We start from the raw sequence: 17,922 nt of genomic DNA, 5'->3' as shown, positions 1-17,922 counted from the left end.
CGGACGTATGGATTGCGCACGTCGTCGCCGTCCTCGAGCGTCCGGCCGCGGCGAAAAACGGCCACGGCGTAAACCCGCCGTGGCCATCATCCCTGTATCGCCCGTCGCTCTGCCAATGTGGCGCCACGGCAGTACCGACAACTTCCGGAATACCGCTGCTAGTTCAGAGTTGACCGGTTTTACTTAGGGAGAGCGATGCGCCCGATATCGCGTACGGCGCTGGGGGCGGCCACCGCCGCCGTCCTGGCCGTCACCGCGATCGCACCGTCCGCGGCTTCGCCGCAGGACGACCCGACCGCGAAAAGACCACTGACCGGCAGCACGGCCGCCGACAAGGCAGGCACACCGGCCACCGTCACCCTGGTCACCGGCGACAAGGTCCTGGTGCGCACGGACGGTTCGGGGGCCGCGTCGGTCACCGCCCTTCCCGGCGAGGACGGTTCCGTGCCCCTCCTGCAGACCCGGCAGTCCGGCAAGGACCTCTACGTCTACCCCGACACCGCCGCTCGGGCGCTGGCCGCGGGCAAGGTCGACGAGGAACTCTTCAACGTCACGGGACTCATCCGGCAGGGCTACGACGACGCGCACACCAACGCGCTGCCGCTGATCGCCGTATACGGCGACGCCGCGGGCCGCACCGCGCCCGCCACCCCGCGCGGCGCGAAGCGCGGCCCCGTACTGGACGCCATCGACGGCATCGCGCTCAAGACGGACAAGGCGAAGGCCGCCGACTTCTGGACGGACGTCACCAACACCCGTTCCCGCTCCGCCTCCGGTCTGAAGAAGCTCTGGCTCGACCGCAAGGTCCAGGCCACCCTCGACCGGTCCACCAAGCAGATCGGCGCCGATCTCGCCTGGGCCGCCGGATACACCGGCAAGGGCACCAAGGTCGCCGTCCTCGACACCGGCGCCGACGCGGAACACCCCGACCTCAAGGGCCGGATCGCCGCCTCGGAGAACTTCACCGACTCCAGCACCACCGGCGACCGGCAGGGCCACGGCACCCACACCATCTCCACCGTCGGCGGCTCCGGTGCCGCGAGCGACGGCAGGAAGAAGGGCGTCGCCCCCGACGCCGAACTGCTCAACGGCAAGGTCCTCAACGACGGCGGCTACGGCGCCGAATCCTGGATCATCGCCGGAATGCAGTGGGCTGTCGACCAGAAGGCCGACGTCGTCTCCATGAGCCTCGGCAGCCCGGAGCCGACCGACTGCACCGACCCGATGAGCGTCGCCGCCGAGAAGCTCGCCCAGAGCAAGGACACGCTGTTCGTCGTCGCGGCAGGCAACTCCGGCCCGAGGCTCAACACCGTCTCCTCGCCCGGCTGCGCCCCGAGCGTGCTGACCGTCGGCGCCGTCGACCGCGACGACTCCACCGCCTGGTTCTCCAGCCTCGGACCCGCGATCGGCGCGCACACCCTCAAGCCGGAGATCGCCGCCCCCGGCGTCGGCATCTCCGCCGCGGCCGCGGGCGGCCGGGGCCTGTACGCCTACCAGTCGATGTCCGGTACGTCGATGGCCACCCCGCACGTCGCGGGCGCCGCCGCCCTCGTGAAGCAGCGTCACCCGGAGTGGACCGCCCAGCAGGTCAAGACCGCTCTGGTGTCGTCCGCCAAGAACGACATCCCCGGCGACGTGCGCGCGACCGGCGCCGGCCGCCTCGATGTGAAGGCCGCCATCGACACCACCGTCGTCGGCGCCCCCGCCGTCCAGGCCGGCACCTTCGCATGGCCGCAGAACAACGGCGACCGCACCACCGTCGACCTCCCCTACACCAACTCCGGCACCAAGCAGGTGAGGCTGTCGCTGAAGGTCCAGGGCGTCACCGGCAACGACGGCTCCGAGGTCCGCTCCCCGGTCGCCGCGCTCGACGAGAACACCGTCACCGTCCCGGCCGGGGCCACCGTGAAGGTCCCGCTGCGCATCGACCCGGCCGCGAACCTGAAGGCCGCCCAGTACGGCGACGTCACCGGTCGCGTACTGGCCACCGGACCCGACGGTGCGAAGGTCTCCACCCCGTTCTCCCTGTACGTCGAGCCGGAGACCGTCACTCTCCGCGTCAAGCTGATCGACCGCACCGGCGAGCCCGCCACAGGCTCCTCCTCGCTGGACGTCATCGGCACCGACACCTCCAGCGGTGAGCGCCGCTTCAACGACGGCGACACCGAGCAGGTCTACCGGGTGCGCCCCGGCGCGTACTTCGTCTCCGGCTTCGTCATCACGCCGGACGCCGCGGACGCCACGGGCCGCCTGGCCGAGTCCGTCGGCTACCTCGCCCGGCCCCAGGTCGACGTCACCAAGGACACCACCCTGGTGCTCGACGCCCGCAAGGCGCACCGGCTCCAGGTGGAGACCGCGGACCGCGCCTCCGAGAACCGCTCCACGACCCTGGCCTTCGGCCGTACCTGGGACGGGACCTGGCTGCACTCCGGCTCCATCACCGGCAACCGGAGCGTCCGGAACTACCTGGCCGACGTGCAGGGCAAGGCACGCGACGGCGACTTCGAGTTCGTCGGCCTCTGGCGCGCGTACGCCCCGCAGATCGAGAGGCTGTCGGTCGTGGGCGGTGCCGAACTGCACCCGAGGACGGCGAGCACCGGCTCCGTCAACCTCGACGGAACGGGCGAGGCCGCGCTGGTCGACGCGGGCACCGGCACCCCCGAGGAGCTGAGGTCCGCGGGCGTCGCCGGGAAGATCGCGCTGGTCGAGGCCGGCGACGACGGCTACCTGTACAACCTGGCGCGTGACGCGAAGGCCGCGGGCGCGAAGGCTGTCCTCGCCCACCGCCGCGCTGCGGGCCCCTGGCAGCCGTCGATCGGCTTCGGCCAGGCGCCGGTGCCCTCGCTCGGCATCGAGGCGGACGAGGCCGCCGCGCTGAAGGCCGAATTGGCCAAGGGCCCGGTGACGCTCAGCTGGAAGGCCACCGCCGTCAGCCCGTTCGTCTACAACCTCGCCTTCCCCGAGACCGGCCCCATCACCTCGGACCGCATCTACCAGGTCCGGGACAAGAAGCTCGGCACGGTCACCTCGACCTACGAGGCGATGGGCGTCGCGGCGGACTACGTCGACACGATGATCATGGAGCGGCCGTACGGCGGGGTGTTCTCCGCCGCCAGCGACTCCGTCGCCGCTCCCAGCAAGCGCACCGAGTACTACTCGGCGGGCGACACCGCCTGGACGCGCTACCTCTCCTCCAGCTTGCCCTGGGGCGAGGCCATGGCCGACCAGGCGCGCACGTACACCGCGGGCTCGAAACGGGCGGAGAACTGGTACCGGGGCATCCCGGCCCCGGCCGCCCCGCGCGACGCCGACGGCAAGCTCCAGCTGGCCGCCGAACGGCAGGACAACCTGATCGGCGTGGCCCCCGCCTTCTGGGGCGACACCGAGCACATGGGCATCCAGGGCTCCTTCGGGGACATCGGCAACATGAAGCTCACCAGCGGCGGCAAGGTCATCGGCGAGACCGGGTGGCCGTCCGGGGTGTTCACCGTCCCGGCCGAGGACGCCGCGTACGAACTCACCATGACAACCATGAAGTTCGGGCAGCCCGCCGCCGTGTGGAAGCGGTCCACCCGCACCCAGACGGCCTGGAAGTTCCGCTCGCACCGGGACGAGAAGGCCTACTCCCAGGGCATTCCGCTGCTCTTCCCGGTCTACGACCTGGACGCGGACGGGCTCAAGACCCTTCCGGCGAAGGACGGTCAGACGATCGGCCTGAGCGTCACCGGTCACGCGGGCTACACGCCCGGCGAGCTGGTCGCCGCCAAGGTCTCGTACTCGTACGACGGCGGCGCGACCTGGACCGAGGGCGCCACCTCGCAGAGCGATGGCCGCTGGACCGCGACCGTGAACCACGCGGGCGCGGCCGGCAAGCCGGTCACGCTGAAGACCGAACTGACGGACGCCAACGGCAACTCCGTCATCCAGACCGTGACCGACGCGTACGCCGTGCGCTGATCACGTCCCGACCGGTCCGCCGGACTGACTTTCCCGTGGGGGTGAGTCCGTCCGGCGGACATTTTCCATGGCCGGGCCCATGGACGATCAAGGGCATGAGCCAGCACACGATCACGCGCAGCCGCTAGCGGCACAGGTGCTTGAAGGCGCTCGCACCCGGCCTGGCACGGAACTTCACCTCATGCCCCGCGTCGTCGGTGAAGACGGCCTCCCTCTCGGACGTCAAGGTCATGGTGCCGCGCTGGGTGGGATTGCCCCATCCCTCGGGCGGATTTCCTGAACCGTCGGAGAGCGGAGCCTCCGCTTCGAAGTACGTCGAGCCGATACGGGCCTCGTCGATTCCGCAATGCGTATAGAGGTCGTAGGGAATGCTCCGGCCGGACGGAGTCGCCCTGACGGTCCCTCCGCCTTCGCCGGCCGTGGCACAGCCCGTCAGTACCCCAGCAGCCAGCGCAGCGACGACGATGATGTGCCCAGTTCTCTCAGCCATGGCCATTCGACGCTCGGACCAAGTCGGCGGTTCCGCACCTCACTGTTCATGGGCACCGGTGGTGAAGGGTGCGGGACACGCCGATCTGCCGGCCCGCGTCCTTGGTCAGTCCTGTGGGTATGGCGGTCATCCTCCCTCAGGTGCGCCGGGAGCCCCGGGTAAAGTGGCGATCTCCGGTCGGCGAAGCCGTACGGAGTCATCGAAGGCCGGGCACATCATGCATCTCGCCGACCATCCCGCACGCCGCCGCCTCAGCGCCGCCCTGGACGACCTCTCCATCACCTTCCGCGGCATGACCGCACATCCGAACGAGCACAACTGCGAATGCCACTGGGGCAGCCCGGAGGAGATCTCCCTTCTGAAATGCCGCCCCGACGTCTTACGCCTCAGGACCTCTGAGCGACCCCGCCCGGGCCATGGCCGTTGCCCGGAGGGCCTACGCGGATCGTGCGGAAGTAGTCGTAGGACACGTGGGCGGTGCGGACCGGGTTGGGCTGCTGGTCCCTCTCGATGATGTAGTGGTGATGGGGCAGTTGCCGCAGGTTGGCGAAGATGCCCGCGAAGTCGATCTCGCCCTCACCCAGGTCGGTCTCGACGTTTCTCCACGGTGCGCCGTCCTTGACGTGGAGCATCGGGAACCGCTTCTCGTAGGACCTGAGGTAGGGGGCCGGGTCCGCGCCTGCCCGCAGGATCCAGTAGAGGTCCATCTCGAACCAGACCAGATCCGGGTCGGTCTCCTCCAGCCACACGTCGAAGAGAGTCTGCCCAGTCTGCGGATCCGCGTGGAACTCGTTGTCGTGCAGGTGGGCGTACCAGCGCAGACCCCGGGCCCGGGCGGCCTCGCCCCACTGGTTCATCTCCCGCGCCATCGCACGGTAGCCCGTGGCGGTCTGGGCGCTGTCCATGTAGGAGACGCCGACGTACTCCTGTCCGAGGGCCACCGCGTTGTCGAAGGTCTGCTGCGCCCGGGTGCCCCGGAAGTCGCCGGGGTTGTGGTGACTGCCGATCACCCGCAGCCCGTTCGCATCGGCGATCCTGCGGAACTGCTCGGCGGTGCGCCCGCCATAGGTGTAGGCAGGCTCGATCTCGGCGTAGCCCGCGTCGGCGATCATCTCCAGGGTGCCCTCGGGATTGACGGCGAGCATGTCGCGCACCGAGTAGAGCTGGAGACCGATGCGGCCTGCCGGAACCCGTCTGCCCGCACCTCCGGGGGCCGGAACTGCCGAGGCCGGCCAGGCCTGCGATCCGGCGGCCAGAACGGCGGCGGAGACCGCTGCTCCACGGAGGAATCGACGACGACTGTGTGACTTTCCTTGAGCGGAGTTCATCTTTGTCCCTCTCTCAGCGAAAGTTGAGAGGATGCTATGAACACATCAACTGCTGACACAAGGACTTCGACATCGATCGCTCTTAAGTCGCTAGGACCTCTTGGAGCGGGATCATGTCCGTGGCGCCCGCGTCGGCATGGGCACGCGGGCTCACTGCGGCCCATGCCGACGCGGGCGGGCTGGGGCGGCCTATATGGGGCCGGCTCCCTCACGGCGCATTGCGGCGGAGCAGCTGGAACGGCTACTCCGCACCGGGCTCAGGACCTGCTGCAACGCCAGAAGGCCACACCTCGCCGCGGATCACGCGGACCTCTTCCGCCCTTGGCGCCGTCGCGACCGGACCGGGACATATGACGTAGGCGGAAGCCACGGCACCGGCGGTGATCAGTCGACAATTCTGTTGCCGCGCCGAACACGGAACCGCAGGATGTCAGACGCCAATCACATGTGATCCATCGAGGACGAAGAGTGACTGAGAACGACGAACAGCGCCAGACCCTGACGAATGCTTCCGGTGTACCGGTCCTGACCTACCTGCGTGGTGTTCGCGACGGGCACCCGTGGGCGGACCTGGCCGAAGTGGTCGGCCCCGACCCTGTGGACACCATCGTCTCCGACATGTCCGGATGGGCAGTATCGGGATCGGTGGAGCTCGGCGAGCAACTGCTGCGCCGTGGCGCCCGGGTGATGCGACACGCCCATGAAATGCGAAAAGACCTGATCGCGTCTCCGCCGCCCGCCGACTGGTCATCGCGCCTCGGAGACGGACTTCGCGTGGTTCCTTGCGACCGCGCTGCCGACGCGCTCTTCCCAGCATGGCGAGCCGCTTTTTCCGCCGACCACCCTGACCATCACCAGGGCAGCGACGAAGAAGCGCTGAACGAGCGTCTGGCACCTCTGCTGGCGGGCTCTGTCCTCGGTCCCCTCCTTCCGTGCAGTGCCTTGGTGGTGGACGAGACGGACCACGTCGTCGCCGGGGCGATCGTCACCGACCGCGATGGTCTGCCATGGATCGCGGACGTGTTTCGCCAACCTGGGGTACGGCACGCGGGACTTGGCGCCGATCTGCTTCGTCGCGTGCTCAGCGACGCCGCGGCCGACGGGTTGACCGAAGTCTCGCTCGCCGTGAGCGACGCGAATCCGGCGCGCCGCATCTACGAAAAGCTCGGTTTCCAACTGACTGGCACATCCCTGACTGTCGTAGTGCCGTAGGTTCCAAGGCGGCTCGCGTCTCAAGATGTCGTACGCCTGGGTTGTGATCCGGCAGCAGTGATGTCGACTGCACCGTGCCGGAAGGAAGGCTGTGGGCACCTGCCGTCGACAGCACTGGGCGGCGCTGCGCGAGTGCGTCAGGCAGGCAGGGCGGCGAGCCAGTCGGTCAGGAGCCGGTTGACCTCGACGGGGCGTTCTTGCTGGATCCAGTGGCCGCATCCGTCGAGAAGATGGCAGGAGATCAGGCCCGGCAGCGTGACCGGGTACGCCTTGATTGCCTCGGCCAGCCATGTCGTGGAAGCGTCCAGGCTGCCGCCGGCGAATAGGGACGGCTGGGTGATTGGGGCACCGTCGAAGGCGGCGAGGTCCTCCCAATCGCGGTCCATGTTCCGGTAGCGGTTGAGCGCTCCGCTCAGGCCGGTGCGTTCGAACTCCCCGGCGTAGACGTCGAGGTCCCTCTCGCTGAGCCAGGCGGGCAGCCGGCCGACGGGAAACCGGTCCCGCAGCGTCCCGGTCCTGCTGACGAAGTGCGGATCGGGAGCACCGGGTGCGGGCATGGTGTCGGCGGACAGGGCAGCGTAGAAGCCCGCGAGCCAGCCGCGTACATCGGGTTCGATCTCGGCCTCGGCGCGGCCCGGCTCCTGAAAGTACGAGACGTAGAACTCCTCGTCCCCGCCCATCTGCGCGAAGACGTCGCTGGGGCGGGGGCCGCCGCGCGGGGTGTAGGGAACGCTCAGCAGGCCCGCCGCGCGGAAGATTTCCGGCCTGAGCAGGGCGGAGTTCGCGGCGATGGTCGCGCCCCAGTCGTGGCCGATGACCACCGCCTTCTCCTCGCCCAGGGCGTGCACCACCGCGACGTTGTCCTCCACGAGGTCGAGCATCCGGTACGCGTCCGCAGCGGCCGGCTTGGAGGAGCGGCCGTAGCCGCGGACATCGATAGCGACCGCGCGGAATCCCGCCGCCGCGAGTACCGGCAGTTGGTGGCGCCAGGAGTACCAGGACTCCGGGAAGCCGTGTACGAGCAGCACCAGCGGTCCGGTTCCCTGCTCCACGAGGTGGATCCGGCCTCCCGGCGAGGCCACCGACCGGTGTGTGATCTCCGCGACGTGCCGCGACATGGGTCTCCTCCAGGACTGTCGGTCTTCTGAGCCCCAGGACGGCTTCCTTATGCCGTTCCGCTGACTCAACGCCGATCCTGCGGAAGTCCCTGCCCAGAAGACGAGTTTGTTTGCCGATTCTGCAAGCCCGGCCCTCGGTGGTGGCACCGACCCGGTCATCTGTCCGCCTCGGAGTGCGTCAGTCGCGGGGCCGGGAGCGTAGGGCTGTGGTGGAAGAGCTCACACGCCTGCGGCCCGGGCGACCGTCCCGTCTGTCCAGGTCCACGACGTCAGCGCGGCCGTCAGCACGACCGCGACGAATGTCGCGAGTGACCCGGCCGGCCTGGCCCCGCAGCGGCTCGCAGCCGGGGTGGAGATCCTCCTGCCCGCACTCGCCGCGGGCTGGCTGTGGCGGACCAAGCGCTGATGTCCCGCCTCCGCCCCGGCCTCGCTCGGGGCGGACCCGTCCCGCCCGACCGGCTCCGTCGGTCCGACTCGCGACGCCTCCAGGAGGCGGCAGGCGGCATTCCGGACATGAAGATCACGGTCTACGGCCTACGCCTCAGCAGCTCCAATCCTTGGCGAGATCGAGTTGCTCGCGGCGCTGGGTGAAGGAGAACCAGTTGCCGGAATCGTCACGGAAGATGGCCTCGGTGCCGTACGGCCGTTCCTGCGGTTCCTGCAGGAACTCCACGCCGCGCGCCTTCATCGCCTGGTAGTCGGCATGGATGTCGTCGGTGGCGAATACGCCCGCCCCCAGCACGCCCTTGGCGATCAGCTTCTTCAGTTCCTCGGCGGACTCCGGATCCAGCGCGGGCGGGCCCGGGACCATCAGCGTGAGTTCGAGATCCGGCTGGTCCTTGGCTCCGACGGTGAGCCAGCGCATCCCGGCCTCGCCCATCGTCATGTCGGTCCGGACCTCAAGCCCCAGCTTCTCGGTGTAGAACGCCCTGGCCCGGTCGTGATCGAGGACCCAGACGTTGGCGATGGACAAGCCCTTGATCATGGCTGACTCCCTGTGCTCGGCGGGGCGCCACTCGCCCACGCGTTGCGGCCCACCGTAGTTACCACTGCCTCACCGGGCTTCTCCAAAGTTGCGCTCTTCGGTGCCGCGCTCCAGCAGGCCCTTGAAACTTCCGTGCCAGAGCAGCGCATAACACCCGGGAATCAGCGCCGACCCCTGCCCGACATGCCGGGCACGGTACTCACTCGGAGTGAGGCCGGTGTGCTTTTTGAAGCTCGAGGAGAAGGATCCCAGGCTGGTGAAGCCCACGAGCATGCAGATCTCGGTGACCGACAGGTCGGCGGTGCGCAGCAGGTCCTCCGCGCGCTCGATGCGGCGGCGGCTCAGATACTGCCCCGGTGTCTGGCCGTACACATCCCGGAAGACGCGGACGAAGTGGTAGCGCGAGTACCCGGCGTGCGCGGCGAGCACGTCCAGGTCTATGGGTTCGGCCCAGTCACGGTCCATGACGTCCTTGGCCAGACGTAGCCGCCGCAACTGCGACAGCTGGGCGTCGGGCATCGAGTCCGGCGTGGTACTCACCCATCGATGGTGACACACTCCCGATGCCCGCCCCCGCGCGGACTGATCGACATGTCGACCACCGGCACTGCGTGCGGCGATTGTTCACCGGCGCGGGTTGAGCCGGGCCGCCTGGCGTGTCAGGTGGTCGCGTTCGGCGAGGTTGGGGGCCCTGTGGGCCGCCTCGACGTACAGCCGTGCCGCCGTCGTCAGGTCGCCGTCGCGTTCGTGGAGGTACGCCGCCACCGCGGCGTGGCGGGGCAGTGAGTCGTCCAGCGCCGCGAGCGCCGCCAGGCCGGCGCGCGGTCCGTCGGCCTCGCCGACGGCGACGGCGCGGTTGAGCCGGACGACCGGGCTGTCGGTCAGGCGCGTGAGCTCGTCGTACCACTCGACGATCTGGACCCAGTCGGTCTCCTCGGCGGTGGGCGCGTCGGCGTGGAGTGCCGCGATGGCGGCCTGGGCCTGGAACTCGCCCAGCCGGTCGCGGGCGAGGGCCGTCTGCAGGATCTCGACGCCCTCGGCGATCGACTCGGTGTCCCACCGGCCGCGGTCCTGCTCGGCGAGCGGTACCAGGCTGCCGTCGGGCGCGGTACGGCTGGCGCGCCGGGCGTGGTGGAGCAGCATGAGGGCGAGCAGCCCCGCGACCTCTGGGTGGTCGATCGCGGCCGCGAGCTGCCGGGTGAGCCGGATGGCCTCGGCGGCGAGGTCGACATCGCCGGAGTAGCCCTCGTTGAAGACCAGGTAGAGGACGCGCAGCACGGTGGCGACGTCGCCGGGCTGGTCGAACCGCACGCCGGAGACGGTGCGCTTGGCGCGGCTGATGCGCTGCGCCATGGTTGCCTCGGGCACCAGGTAGGCCTGGGCGATCTGGCGGGTGGTCAGCCCGCCGACGGCGCGCAGCGTGAGCGCGACCGCGGACGACGGCGTCAGCGACGGGTGAGCGCAGAGGAAGTAGAGCTGGAGCGTGTCGTCCACTGCGGGCGCGGGCCCGGGCGCCGGCTCCTCGTCGACGAGGTCCTCACGCCGGCGACGGGCGGCGTCCGCCCGGGTCGCGTCGAGGTAGCGGCGCCAGGCCACGGTGACCAGCCAGCCCTTGGGATCCCTCGGCTGGTCGGCCGGCCAGACGCGGACGGCGTCGACCAGCGCGTCCTGCACGGCGTCCTCGGCCGCCGCGAAGTCGGCTCCGCGGCGGACGAGGATCGCGAGCACACTCGGTGTGAGGCTCCGGAGCAGGGCCTCGTTCATCGTTGAGGTCATTCCGTGATGGTGGGCGGCGCGGCCAGGAACGGGCGCACCTCGAGCCACTCGTGGATCGGCTTTCCGCCTGCCCCGGGGGCGGCCGACAGTTCCCCGGCCAGCTCGATGGCGCGCTCGTAGTCGTCGACGTCGATCACCATCCAGCCGGCGATGAGGTCCTTGGTCTCGGCGAACGGGCCGTCGGTGACCGGCGGGCGCCCCTCACCGTCGTACCGGACGAATGTCCCCTCGGGGGCGAGCGCCTGACCGTCGACGAACTCGCCGGTCTTCTCGAGCCGGGCCGCGAAGTCGTGCATGTACTGCACGTGGGCCGAGATCTCCTCCGGCGTCCACTGGTCCATCGGCACGTCGTTGACCGCTGCGGGAGCGCCTCGGTAGTGCTTGAGCAGCAAGTACTTCGCCATCGTGGTTCTCCTCGGTGCTGGTGCGACCCATTGTCGTCACGTTCACCCCTGGGACGAAGCCGCTCACGGGTTCTCGACATCGCCGTCCGAAATTTTTCGGGCTCTCGTGGATGAAACCCGTGAGGCCCTCTCGAGTTCAGTATTGACGACCTGTGTTTGGTGTGACTAAATCTCCGTACCTGATGGAAGGGGCCAGGAACTGTGGTCGACAGCGCTCAGCCGGCTGAACCGGCCGCCGATGGTCCTACCCGGCTGGTGGGGGCGGCGATCAAGCGGATCCGCACCGAGCGCGGCCTGACGCTCCGGGACCTGGCGGAACGCTGCGGACTGTCGCCGGGCTTCCTCTCGCTGGTCGAGCGCGGCATCAACTCGATCTCGCTGACCTCCCTCTTCGCGCTGGCCAACGCGCTGGAGGTGGACGCGGTCGAGCTGCTGGGCGCGGCCGGTCGCCGCAGTCGGCACGACTACGCGATCGCCCGGCACGACGACCCGCACGCAACGCGGGTGGTGATGGGCGAGCGTGAGCACCGCGTGCTGACCGCGGATCTGCCGGACCAGCGCATCGAGGCGCTGGCCACCAAGGTGCACCCGACCGCGGAGCCGTCACCGGTCACCCAGCACGACGGCGAGGAGTTCTGCTATGTGCTGCGCGGTGAGCTGACTTTCCTGCTGCCGGACGAGACCGCGGTGCTCGTCGCGGGCGACTCGATCCACTTCAAGTCCCGAATTCCGCACGCCATCCACAACCGCGGCACCGACATCGCGGAGGTGCTCTGGACGGTCGACCGCCCGCTGCTGCGGCGACCCGACGGCACGATCTGCTGATCGCGCTTCGCCTCCCTGCCGGTTCCGCCACCCACCGAGAGGCGGCCATGAGCGAACTGACGAAGGTTGAGGTCTCCCGGAGCGACCGAGGTTTCTTCGGCCACCCACGCGGACTGGCCACGTTGTTCTTCCTGGAGATGTGGGAGCGGTTCTCCTACTACGGGATGTCCGCGATCCTGCTGTACTACCTGTACGACCGGACCTCCGACGGCGGGCTCGGGCTGGACAAGCCGACAGCGTCGGCGCTGGTGTCGATCTACGGCGCCCTGGTGTTCATGTCCGGCATCCTCGGCGGCTGGATGGCCGATCGGTTGCTGGGCATGCGCCGAGCGGTGCTGCTGGGCGGCCTGCTGATCATGTGCGGTCACCTGGCACTGGCGGTGCCCGGCGGGTTGCTCGCTCTGCTGGCGTCGATGCTGCTGATCGTGGTCGGCACCGGGCTCTTGAAGCCGAACGTGTCGAGCCTGGTCGGGGAGCTGTACTCGGCGACCGACAACCGCCGCGACGCCGGGTTCTCCATCTTCTACATGGGCATCAACCTGGGCGCTTTCATCGCGCCGTACCTGGTGGGCACGCTCGGGCAGAGGGTCGACTACCACCTCGGCTTCGGTCTCGCGGCCGTCGGCATGGCCGCGGGGCTGGTCGTTTACGCCCGGGGGCGGACGCGACTGGGCCGGGCCGGGGACGTGTCGACGAATCCGCTCCGCGCCGGTGAGCGGCGCCAGGTGGCGCTGCGCGCAGCCGTGGGTGTGGCGGTGGTGGCGGTGGTGGTCGTGGCTCTCGGCGCCGGCGGTTCCCTGACCGTCCAGACGCTGATCAACGCCGTGACGGTGCTCGCGGTGCTGCTGCCGGTGGCGTATTTGATCATGATGCTGCGCAGCCCGCACACCGATACCGTGGAGCGGTCCCGCTTGATCGCCTACATCCCGCTGTTCATCGGCGCGGTGTGCTACTGGGTGGTCAACGAGCAGTCCGGCTCGGTGCTCGCTCAGTTCGCCGACACCCGAACCGACCTGGAGGTCTTCGGGCTCGCGGTGCCGTCCTCGTGGTTCCAGTCGCTGAACCCGATCGCCACGCTCGTCCTGGCCCCCACCTTCGCCTGGCTGTGGATCAGGCTGGGGGACCGGCAGCCCACCACGCCGCGCAAGTTCGCCACCGGACTGCTGCTCGGTGGGGCCTCGTTCGTGCTGATGGCCGGGCCCGGTCTGCTGCACGGCGTGGATGCGCTCGCCAGCCCGTGGTGGCTCGTCGCGAGTTACTTCGTTGTGATCTGCGGGTCGATGTGCCTGTCTCCGGTGGGGCTCTCGGCCACCACCAAGCTGGCACCGCGGGCCTTCCTGGCCCAGATGATGAGCTTGTGGTTCCTGGCCTCCGCCGCAGCGGGCGGCATCAACGCGCAACTGGTGCAGCTCTACCGCGCGGAGACCGAGGTCGGCTACTTCGCCGGAGTCGGTGCGGCCGTGATGGCCACCGGAGCTGTCATGCACCTGATCGCGCCGTGGGTGCAACGGCGCATGGGCGGTGTGCGGTGAGAAGTAGTCGGTCCAACCAGAAGGAGCAGAAGATGCGAGTGGTGGTCGTCGGCAGCGGCATCGTCGGTGCGGCAGCCGGTTACGAGCTGGCCCGGGCCGGGTTGGACGTGGTCCTGGTGGACTCGTCGGCCCCCGGCCGTGCGACGTCGGCCGGTGCGGGCATCATCTGCCCGTGGTCGTCCGAGGTGGACGATCCGGACTGGTACCGGATCGCGGTCGCCGGGGCGGAGCACTACCCGGAGTTGCTGGCAGCGTTGACCGCTGACGGGGAGACCGAGTTCGGCTACCGGCGGATCGGCTCGCTGCGACTGGTCCACGAAGCCGAATCCGAGAAGGCGCTACGGCGCGTGGCCGAGCGTGCCGCCAAGTCCCCGATGGCCGGCGAGGTGGAGTTGATCAGCGCTCGCCGGGCCCGCGAGCTCTTCCCGCCCCTCGAACACGACGGCCCCGCGATCCACGTCCCAGGAGGAGCGCGCCTGGACGGCCGCTCGGTCCGCGACGCGATGCTTCGCGCCGCAGTCCGGCGCGGCGCTCGGGTCGTCAACGGCACGGCCGCGATCGTCGCCGACAGCGCGGTCCGCGGAGTACAGGTCGACGATGTGTTCGTCGGCGCGGACACCGTGATCGCGGCGGCCGGCGCCTGGTCGCCGCAGCTGCTCGAACCGATCGGTGTCCGGGTGCGGGTCACGCCGCAGCGCGGGCAGATCATGCACCTGCGGCTGCCCGGCGTGGAAACCGCGAACTGGCCGGTCGTGCTGCCGCGGTCGCGGCACTACCTTCTGGCCTTCGACGACTCGCGGGTCGTCGTCGGCGCGACCCGCGAGGACGACGCCGGCTTCGACCACCGGGTGACCGCGGCCGGGATGGCGGAGGTGCTCGCCGAGGCTCTGTCGGTGGCCCCTGGGCTGGCCGGCGCCACGCACGTGGAGACCCGCATCGGGTTCCGCCCGATCGGGCCCGACATCCTACCGCTGCTCGGCGCGGTCCCGCAGGTCACCGGGCTGATCGTGGCCAACGGCCTGGGGGCCTCCGGTCTGACGATCGGCCCCTACGCGGGTTCGGTCGCGGCGCGGTTGGCCCGTCAGGCCGATCCGGGGATCGACCTGACGCCCTACGACCCGCTGCGTTGACGGCTCAGCCCGCTCCGGGTCAGCAGCGGGTCGCGGTCGGAGCCGAGTCCCGCGGCTGCCGGGACAGCATCTCGCCGAGCCGTATCTCGGCCAGGCCCGCGCCGTGGAACGGGGCAGTTGAGCCGCTCGGCGCCTCCCCGTACGCTCTTTCGCAGCCTCACTTGCGTACGCAATTACTTACAGGCGCTCGTTAATGCAAGCGCGCATTAAGTGCGCGTGGGGGCAGGATCGGAATGTCCCCTCGGCCTGCGAGGTCGGGGGAAACGGCCTGTGGCCGGAACGTTCTCGATGGAGGACGGTCCGGCCACAGGCTCAGGAGCGGGCGGCACGGGTCGGGGCGGCCCCGCCGTGGCCGGCGCCGGGCTCAGGGCAGGATGGAATCGACGTAGCCGCCGTCCACCCGCACCGCGCCGCCGGTGGTGGCGGAGGCGGAGGGCGAGGCGAGGTAGACGACCAAGTTGGCGATCTCCTCGGGCTCGATGAGGCGCTGCAGCAGGGACTGGGGACGGTACTTGACCATGAACTCGTGCTGCGCCTCGTCCCAGGGCAGCTCGTCGCCGACGAGTTCGCGGACGAACCCCTCGACGCCGCCGGTGTGGGTCGGCCCGGCGATGACGGAGTTGACGGTGACGCCGGTGCCGGCGGCGTCCTTGGCGAACCCGCGGCTGACGGCGAGCAGCGAGGTCTTCGTCATGCCGTAGTGGATCATTTCGGCGGGGATGGCCACGGCCGAGTCGCTGGCGAGGTTGAGGACGCGTCCCCAGCCCCGTGCCTTCATGCCGGGCAGGTAGGCGCGGATGAGCCGGACGGCGGAGAGGACGTTGACTTCGAAGTAGCGGCGCCACTCGGCGTCGTCGATCTCCAGCGGAGCGGCGGAGCCGAAGATACCGAGGTTGTTGACGAGGATGTCGACCATGGGCACGGCCTCCAGCACGGCGGCGGCCCCCTCCTCCGTCGCCAGATCGCCCACCGCGCCGGTGACGTCGTCGCTGCCGGAGTCGGCGCGTACGGTGCGGACGGCTTCGGCGACGCGCTCCTCACCGCGGCCGTTGACGACGACGCGGGCGCCCGCGCGGGCGAGGCCGGTGGCGATGGCGTGGCCGATGCCCTGGGTGGAACCGGTGACCAGAGCAGTGCGGCCGGAGAGAGCGATCTGCATGGTGCGTTCCCCTCGTTGAGGCTGTTGAGCTGCTGCGGCGGTGTCGGCGCCCCCGGAGCGCCCCTCCGACGTGGACGGGTGCTTCCGGGGGCGTTCGGGGTCAGTTGAGGGTGCCGGGGTCCGGGCCGGTGCGCAGACCACGGTCGAGGTCCGTGAGGGCGGCCATGTCGGCGTCGGTGAGCTCGAAGCCGAAGACGTCGAGGTTCTGCCGGATGCGGTCGGGGGTGACGGACTTGGGGATCACGATGTTGCCGGTCTGCAGGTGCCGGCGCAGCACGACCTGCGCCGGGGTTACGCCATACGCCTCGGCGACTCGCACGATCGCCTCGTCCCCGGGGACCGCGCCCCGGGCCAGGGGGCTCCAGGCCCACCACGCGGCTGGTGACCCGGCTGGAGGACCGTGGACTGCTCTCGCGCTACCTGTGCCCCACCGACCGCCGGGGCATCTACACCGCCGTCACGGACGACGGCCTGCGCCTGCTGGAGGAGGCCCGCCCCAACCACAACACCGCCCTGCACGAGGCCCTCGACCAGGCAGCCATCGAGCCCGTGCCGGCACCCCTGGTCCAGGCCGTCCAAGGGAATGGCAAGGCGGCGTCCAGCCGGTATGACCGAACGCCGCCCGCGATAACACCACGGAAGGGTCCCGCGCCACGATCCTGCTACCGGGATTCATTCGCAGTGCACCGGCGTTCACGCCGGTGGTGGAAGCCAAGGAATCCCACACGGAAACCGTGCCGCGCAGCGGCACAGCAACCCGTGGGACGGCCAGAATCCTCGGGCATCAGCCCGAGGAGCAAGTCAAGACCGCTGTTCGAGGACGTCCACAGCCAGCTTCCGCACCGCGGTGTCGTCGACCTCGACGCCGAGCCCCGGACCGCCGGGCACCCGCGCCGTCCCGTTCTCGATCGTCACCGTCGGCCCCGCGTAGGGCGACTCGACGAACTGGCGGCCGTTCAGGTCCACTGGCGTGTCGAGCCCGTAGGCCGCGAAGAGGTGCAGCGAGGCGGCGAGCCCCACGTCCGAGTCGGTGAGTCCCGACCCCATGAGCTGTACGCCGCAGTCCTCGGCCAGCGCGCACAACCGCCGCGAGAGCGTGAGCCCGCCGCTGCGCTGCACCTTGGCGATGGCGATGTCGACGGCTCCGAGACGGACGAACGTCGCCAGGTCGGTGGGGTGGCGCAGACTCTCGTCGAGCGCGACCGGGATCGGTGAGGCGTCCCGGAGCCTGCGCAGTCCGGCGATGTCGTTGGCGGGCAGCGGCTGTTCGAAGGCGCTCACCCCGAGGCCGGCCAGGCGGGCGGACATGCGCAGCGCGGCCGGCACGGTGTACGCCTGGTTGGCGTCCACCCACAACGGGGCTTTGGCCGGGGCGTGTTCGCGTACGGCGGCCACCACGGCCGCGTCCGTCTCCTCGTCGTGCAGCCCCACCTTCACCTTGAACGCCCGGTAGCCCGCGTCCACGCCCTCTGCCACGCTGTCGCCGACCTCCGCCGGTGACTGGCCGGAGACGACCCAGCCCAGCTCGACCGTCTCCTGCCTCCGCTGCCCCCACAGCGTGCCCAGCGGCACGCCGGCCGCCCGCCCGAGCAGGTCGTGCAGCGCGACGTCGACGGCTCCCTTGGCCAGCGGGGCGCCGATGGTGAAGCCCCGGTTGACGGCACGGTCGAACGCTGCGTCCACGCCGTCGAGATCCCAGGCCGGGCGGCCCAGGACCGCCGGCGCGAGATAGCGGTCGACGGTCGTGACGATCGACTCCGCGGTCTCGTACGTCCACGCGGGGATCGGCGTCGCCTCGCCCCAGCCGTGCACGCCGTCGGCGTCGACCCGTACCAGGACGCGGATGCTGGGCCGGCCGGCCACGGCCACCGCGCCGCCGGAGACTCCGAAGGAGCGCCGGGTGGGCAGGGCCACGGCGTACGTGGTGATGCGGTCGATGGTCAGATCGCCGAGCGGGAGCCGATGCGGTGTCATGGGCGTCCTTCCGTCTGAAGTGACTGAAGTGG

At 70.1% G+C, this 17,922-nt stretch carries 14 protein-coding genes and 3 pseudogenes; 6 read left to right on the top strand and 11 right to left on the bottom strand.

Annotated features, from left to right (window positions below; translation table 11 throughout):
- The first annotated feature begins 195 nt into the window (after window positions 1–195).
- Window positions 196–3,957 carry a S8 family serine peptidase gene (locus tag ACFY4A_RS07225; RefSeq protein ID WP_390828399.1) on the top strand — a complete coding sequence of 1,254 codons (3,762 nt, stop codon included), beginning with the start codon at window positions 196–198 and terminating at the stop codon, window positions 3,955–3,957.
- 124 nt (window positions 3,958–4,081) lie between these two features.
- Here ACFY4A_RS07225 and ACFY4A_RS07220 read toward each other — a convergent pair whose 3' ends face one another.
- The 3 genes and pseudogenes from ACFY4A_RS07220 to ACFY4A_RS07210 all read right to left on the bottom strand — a co-directional run.
- Window positions 4,082–4,447, bottom strand: coding sequence for a hypothetical protein (locus ACFY4A_RS07220; RefSeq protein ID WP_390828398.1), 366 nt, complete (start codon window positions 4,445–4,447; stop codon window positions 4,082–4,084).
- A gap of 386 nt (window positions 4,448–4,833) precedes the next feature.
- Window positions 4,834–5,592, bottom strand: coding sequence for a sugar phosphate isomerase/epimerase family protein (locus tag ACFY4A_RS07215; protein ID WP_390828523.1), 759 nt, complete (start codon window positions 5,590–5,592; stop codon window positions 4,834–4,836).
- 90 nt (window positions 5,593–5,682) lie between these two features.
- Window positions 5,683–5,775, bottom strand: a pseudogene (locus tag ACFY4A_RS07210) (twin-arginine translocation signal domain-containing protein); the annotation flags it as partial.
- Between the two features lie 468 nt (window positions 5,776–6,243).
- On the opposite strand from ACFY4A_RS07210, the gene ACFY4A_RS07205 reads away from it, so the two are divergent.
- Window positions 6,244–6,987 carry a GNAT family N-acetyltransferase gene (locus ACFY4A_RS07205; RefSeq protein ID WP_390828397.1) on the top strand — a complete coding sequence of 248 codons (744 nt, stop codon included), beginning with the start codon at window positions 6,244–6,246 and terminating at the stop codon, window positions 6,985–6,987.
- A gap of 137 nt (window positions 6,988–7,124) precedes the next feature.
- Here ACFY4A_RS07205 and ACFY4A_RS07200 read toward each other — a convergent pair whose 3' ends face one another.
- From ACFY4A_RS07200 to ACFY4A_RS07180, 5 genes are all read right to left on the bottom strand, one after another.
- On the bottom strand, window positions 7,125–8,105 hold the full coding sequence (locus ACFY4A_RS07200; RefSeq protein WP_390828396.1) for an alpha/beta fold hydrolase: 981 nt from the start codon (window positions 8,103–8,105) through the stop codon (window positions 7,125–7,127).
- 541 nt (window positions 8,106–8,646) lie between these two features.
- Window positions 8,647–9,090 (bottom strand): VOC family protein, encoded by a 444-nt coding sequence (locus ACFY4A_RS07195; protein ID WP_390828395.1) that lies wholly within the window; start codon window positions 9,088–9,090, stop codon window positions 8,647–8,649.
- Window positions 9,091–9,159: 69 nt separating this feature from the next.
- A complete protein-coding gene (locus tag ACFY4A_RS07190; protein ID WP_390828522.1) occupies window positions 9,160–9,609 on the bottom strand; it encodes a helix-turn-helix transcriptional regulator in 450 nt (149 codons plus the stop codon).
- A 105-nt stretch (window positions 9,610–9,714) separates the two neighbouring features.
- On the bottom strand, window positions 9,715–10,854 hold the full coding sequence (locus ACFY4A_RS07185) for an RNA polymerase sigma factor (RefSeq protein WP_390828521.1): 1,140 nt from the start codon (window positions 10,852–10,854) through the stop codon (window positions 9,715–9,717).
- Between the two features lie 8 nt (window positions 10,855–10,862).
- Window positions 10,863–11,270: a YciI family protein gene (locus ACFY4A_RS07180; RefSeq protein ID WP_390828394.1), complete on the bottom strand. Its 408-nt coding sequence runs from the start codon at window positions 11,268–11,270 to the stop codon at window positions 10,863–10,865.
- A gap of 201 nt (window positions 11,271–11,471) precedes the next feature.
- On the opposite strand from ACFY4A_RS07180, the gene ACFY4A_RS07175 reads away from it, so the two are divergent.
- Genes ACFY4A_RS07175 through ACFY4A_RS07165 form a run of 3 tightly spaced genes read left to right on the top strand, consistent with a single transcriptional unit; the run spans window position 11,472 to window position 14,757 of the window.
- Entirely contained in the window at window positions 11,472–12,095 is a 624-nt protein-coding gene (locus ACFY4A_RS07175) for a helix-turn-helix domain-containing protein (protein WP_390828393.1), read from the top strand.
- 47 nt (window positions 12,096–12,142) lie between these two features.
- On the top strand, window positions 12,143–13,627 hold the full coding sequence (locus ACFY4A_RS07170; protein WP_390828392.1) for a peptide MFS transporter: 1,485 nt from the start codon (window positions 12,143–12,145) through the stop codon (window positions 13,625–13,627).
- Between the two features lie 32 nt (window positions 13,628–13,659).
- Entirely contained in the window at window positions 13,660–14,757 is a 1,098-nt protein-coding gene (locus ACFY4A_RS07165; RefSeq protein ID WP_390828391.1) for an NAD(P)/FAD-dependent oxidoreductase, read from the top strand.
- A 364-nt stretch (window positions 14,758–15,121) separates the two neighbouring features.
- Here the strand turns inward: ACFY4A_RS07165 and ACFY4A_RS07160 are convergent, their stop codons facing one another.
- Both ACFY4A_RS07160 and ACFY4A_RS07155 read right to left on the bottom strand, forming a co-directional pair.
- On the bottom strand, window positions 15,122–15,916 hold the full coding sequence (locus tag ACFY4A_RS07160) for an SDR family NAD(P)-dependent oxidoreductase (RefSeq protein ID WP_390828390.1): 795 nt from the start codon (window positions 15,914–15,916) through the stop codon (window positions 15,122–15,124).
- A 100-nt stretch (window positions 15,917–16,016) separates the two neighbouring features.
- Window positions 16,017–16,283: pseudogene (locus ACFY4A_RS07155) on the bottom strand (aldo/keto reductase); the annotation flags it as partial.
- A gap of 2 nt (window positions 16,284–16,285) precedes the next feature.
- On the opposite strand from ACFY4A_RS07155, the pseudogene ACFY4A_RS07150 reads away from it, so the two are divergent.
- Window positions 16,286–16,495 (top strand): annotated as a pseudogene (locus tag ACFY4A_RS07150) (MarR family transcriptional regulator); the annotation flags it as partial.
- A gap of 222 nt (window positions 16,496–16,717) precedes the next feature.
- Here the strand turns inward: ACFY4A_RS07150 and ACFY4A_RS07145 are convergent.
- Window positions 16,718–17,890 carry a mandelate racemase/muconate lactonizing enzyme family protein gene (locus ACFY4A_RS07145; protein ID WP_390828389.1) on the bottom strand — a complete coding sequence of 391 codons (1,173 nt, stop codon included), beginning with the start codon at window positions 17,888–17,890 and terminating at the stop codon, window positions 16,718–16,720.
- Window positions 17,891–17,922 lie beyond the last annotated feature (32 nt).

The sequence above is a fragment of the Streptomyces sp. NPDC001292 genome (assembly GCF_042896465.1).
GTDB lineage: Bacteria > Actinomycetota > Actinomycetes > Streptomycetales > Streptomycetaceae > Streptomyces.
The sequence above is the reverse complement of the archived record's forward strand: the minus strand, read 5'-3'. Positions and strand labels throughout refer to the sequence as shown.

Coding starts and splice junctions, on each gene's coding strand:
- ACFY4A_RS07225 (WP_390828399.1), top strand. CDS start 196: ATGCGCCCGATATCGCGTACGGCGCTGGGGGCGGCCACCGCCGCCGTC.
- ACFY4A_RS07220 (WP_390828398.1), bottom strand. CDS start 4,447: ATGGCTGAGAGAACTGGGCACATCATCGTCGTCGCTGCGCTGGCTGCT.
- ACFY4A_RS07215 (WP_390828523.1), bottom strand. CDS start 5,592: ATGCTCGCCGTCAATCCCGAGGGCACCCTGGAGATGATCGCCGACGCG.
- ACFY4A_RS07200 (WP_390828396.1), bottom strand. CDS start 8,105: ATGTCGCGGCACGTCGCGGAGATCACACACCGGTCGGTGGCCTCGCCG.
- ACFY4A_RS07195 (WP_390828395.1), bottom strand. CDS start 9,090: ATGATCAAGGGCTTGTCCATCGCCAACGTCTGGGTCCTCGATCACGAC.
- ACFY4A_RS07190 (WP_390828522.1), bottom strand. CDS start 9,609: ATGCCCGACGCCCAGCTGTCGCAGTTGCGGCGGCTACGTCTGGCCAAG.
- ACFY4A_RS07185 (WP_390828521.1), bottom strand. CDS start 10,854: ATGAACGAGGCCCTGCTCCGGAGCCTCACACCGAGTGTGCTCGCGATC.
- ACFY4A_RS07180 (WP_390828394.1), bottom strand. CDS start 11,270: ATGGCGAAGTACTTGCTGCTCAAGCACTACCGAGGCGCTCCCGCAGCG.
- ACFY4A_RS07170 (WP_390828392.1), top strand. CDS start 12,143: ATGAGCGAACTGACGAAGGTTGAGGTCTCCCGGAGCGACCGAGGTTTC.
- ACFY4A_RS07165 (WP_390828391.1), top strand. CDS start 13,660: ATGCGAGTGGTGGTCGTCGGCAGCGGCATCGTCGGTGCGGCAGCCGGT.
- ACFY4A_RS07160 (WP_390828390.1), bottom strand. CDS start 15,916: ATGCAGATCGCTCTCTCCGGCCGCACTGCTCTGGTCACCGGTTCCACC.
- ACFY4A_RS07145 (WP_390828389.1), bottom strand. CDS start 17,890: ATGACACCGCATCGGCTCCCGCTCGGCGATCTGACCATCGACCGCATC.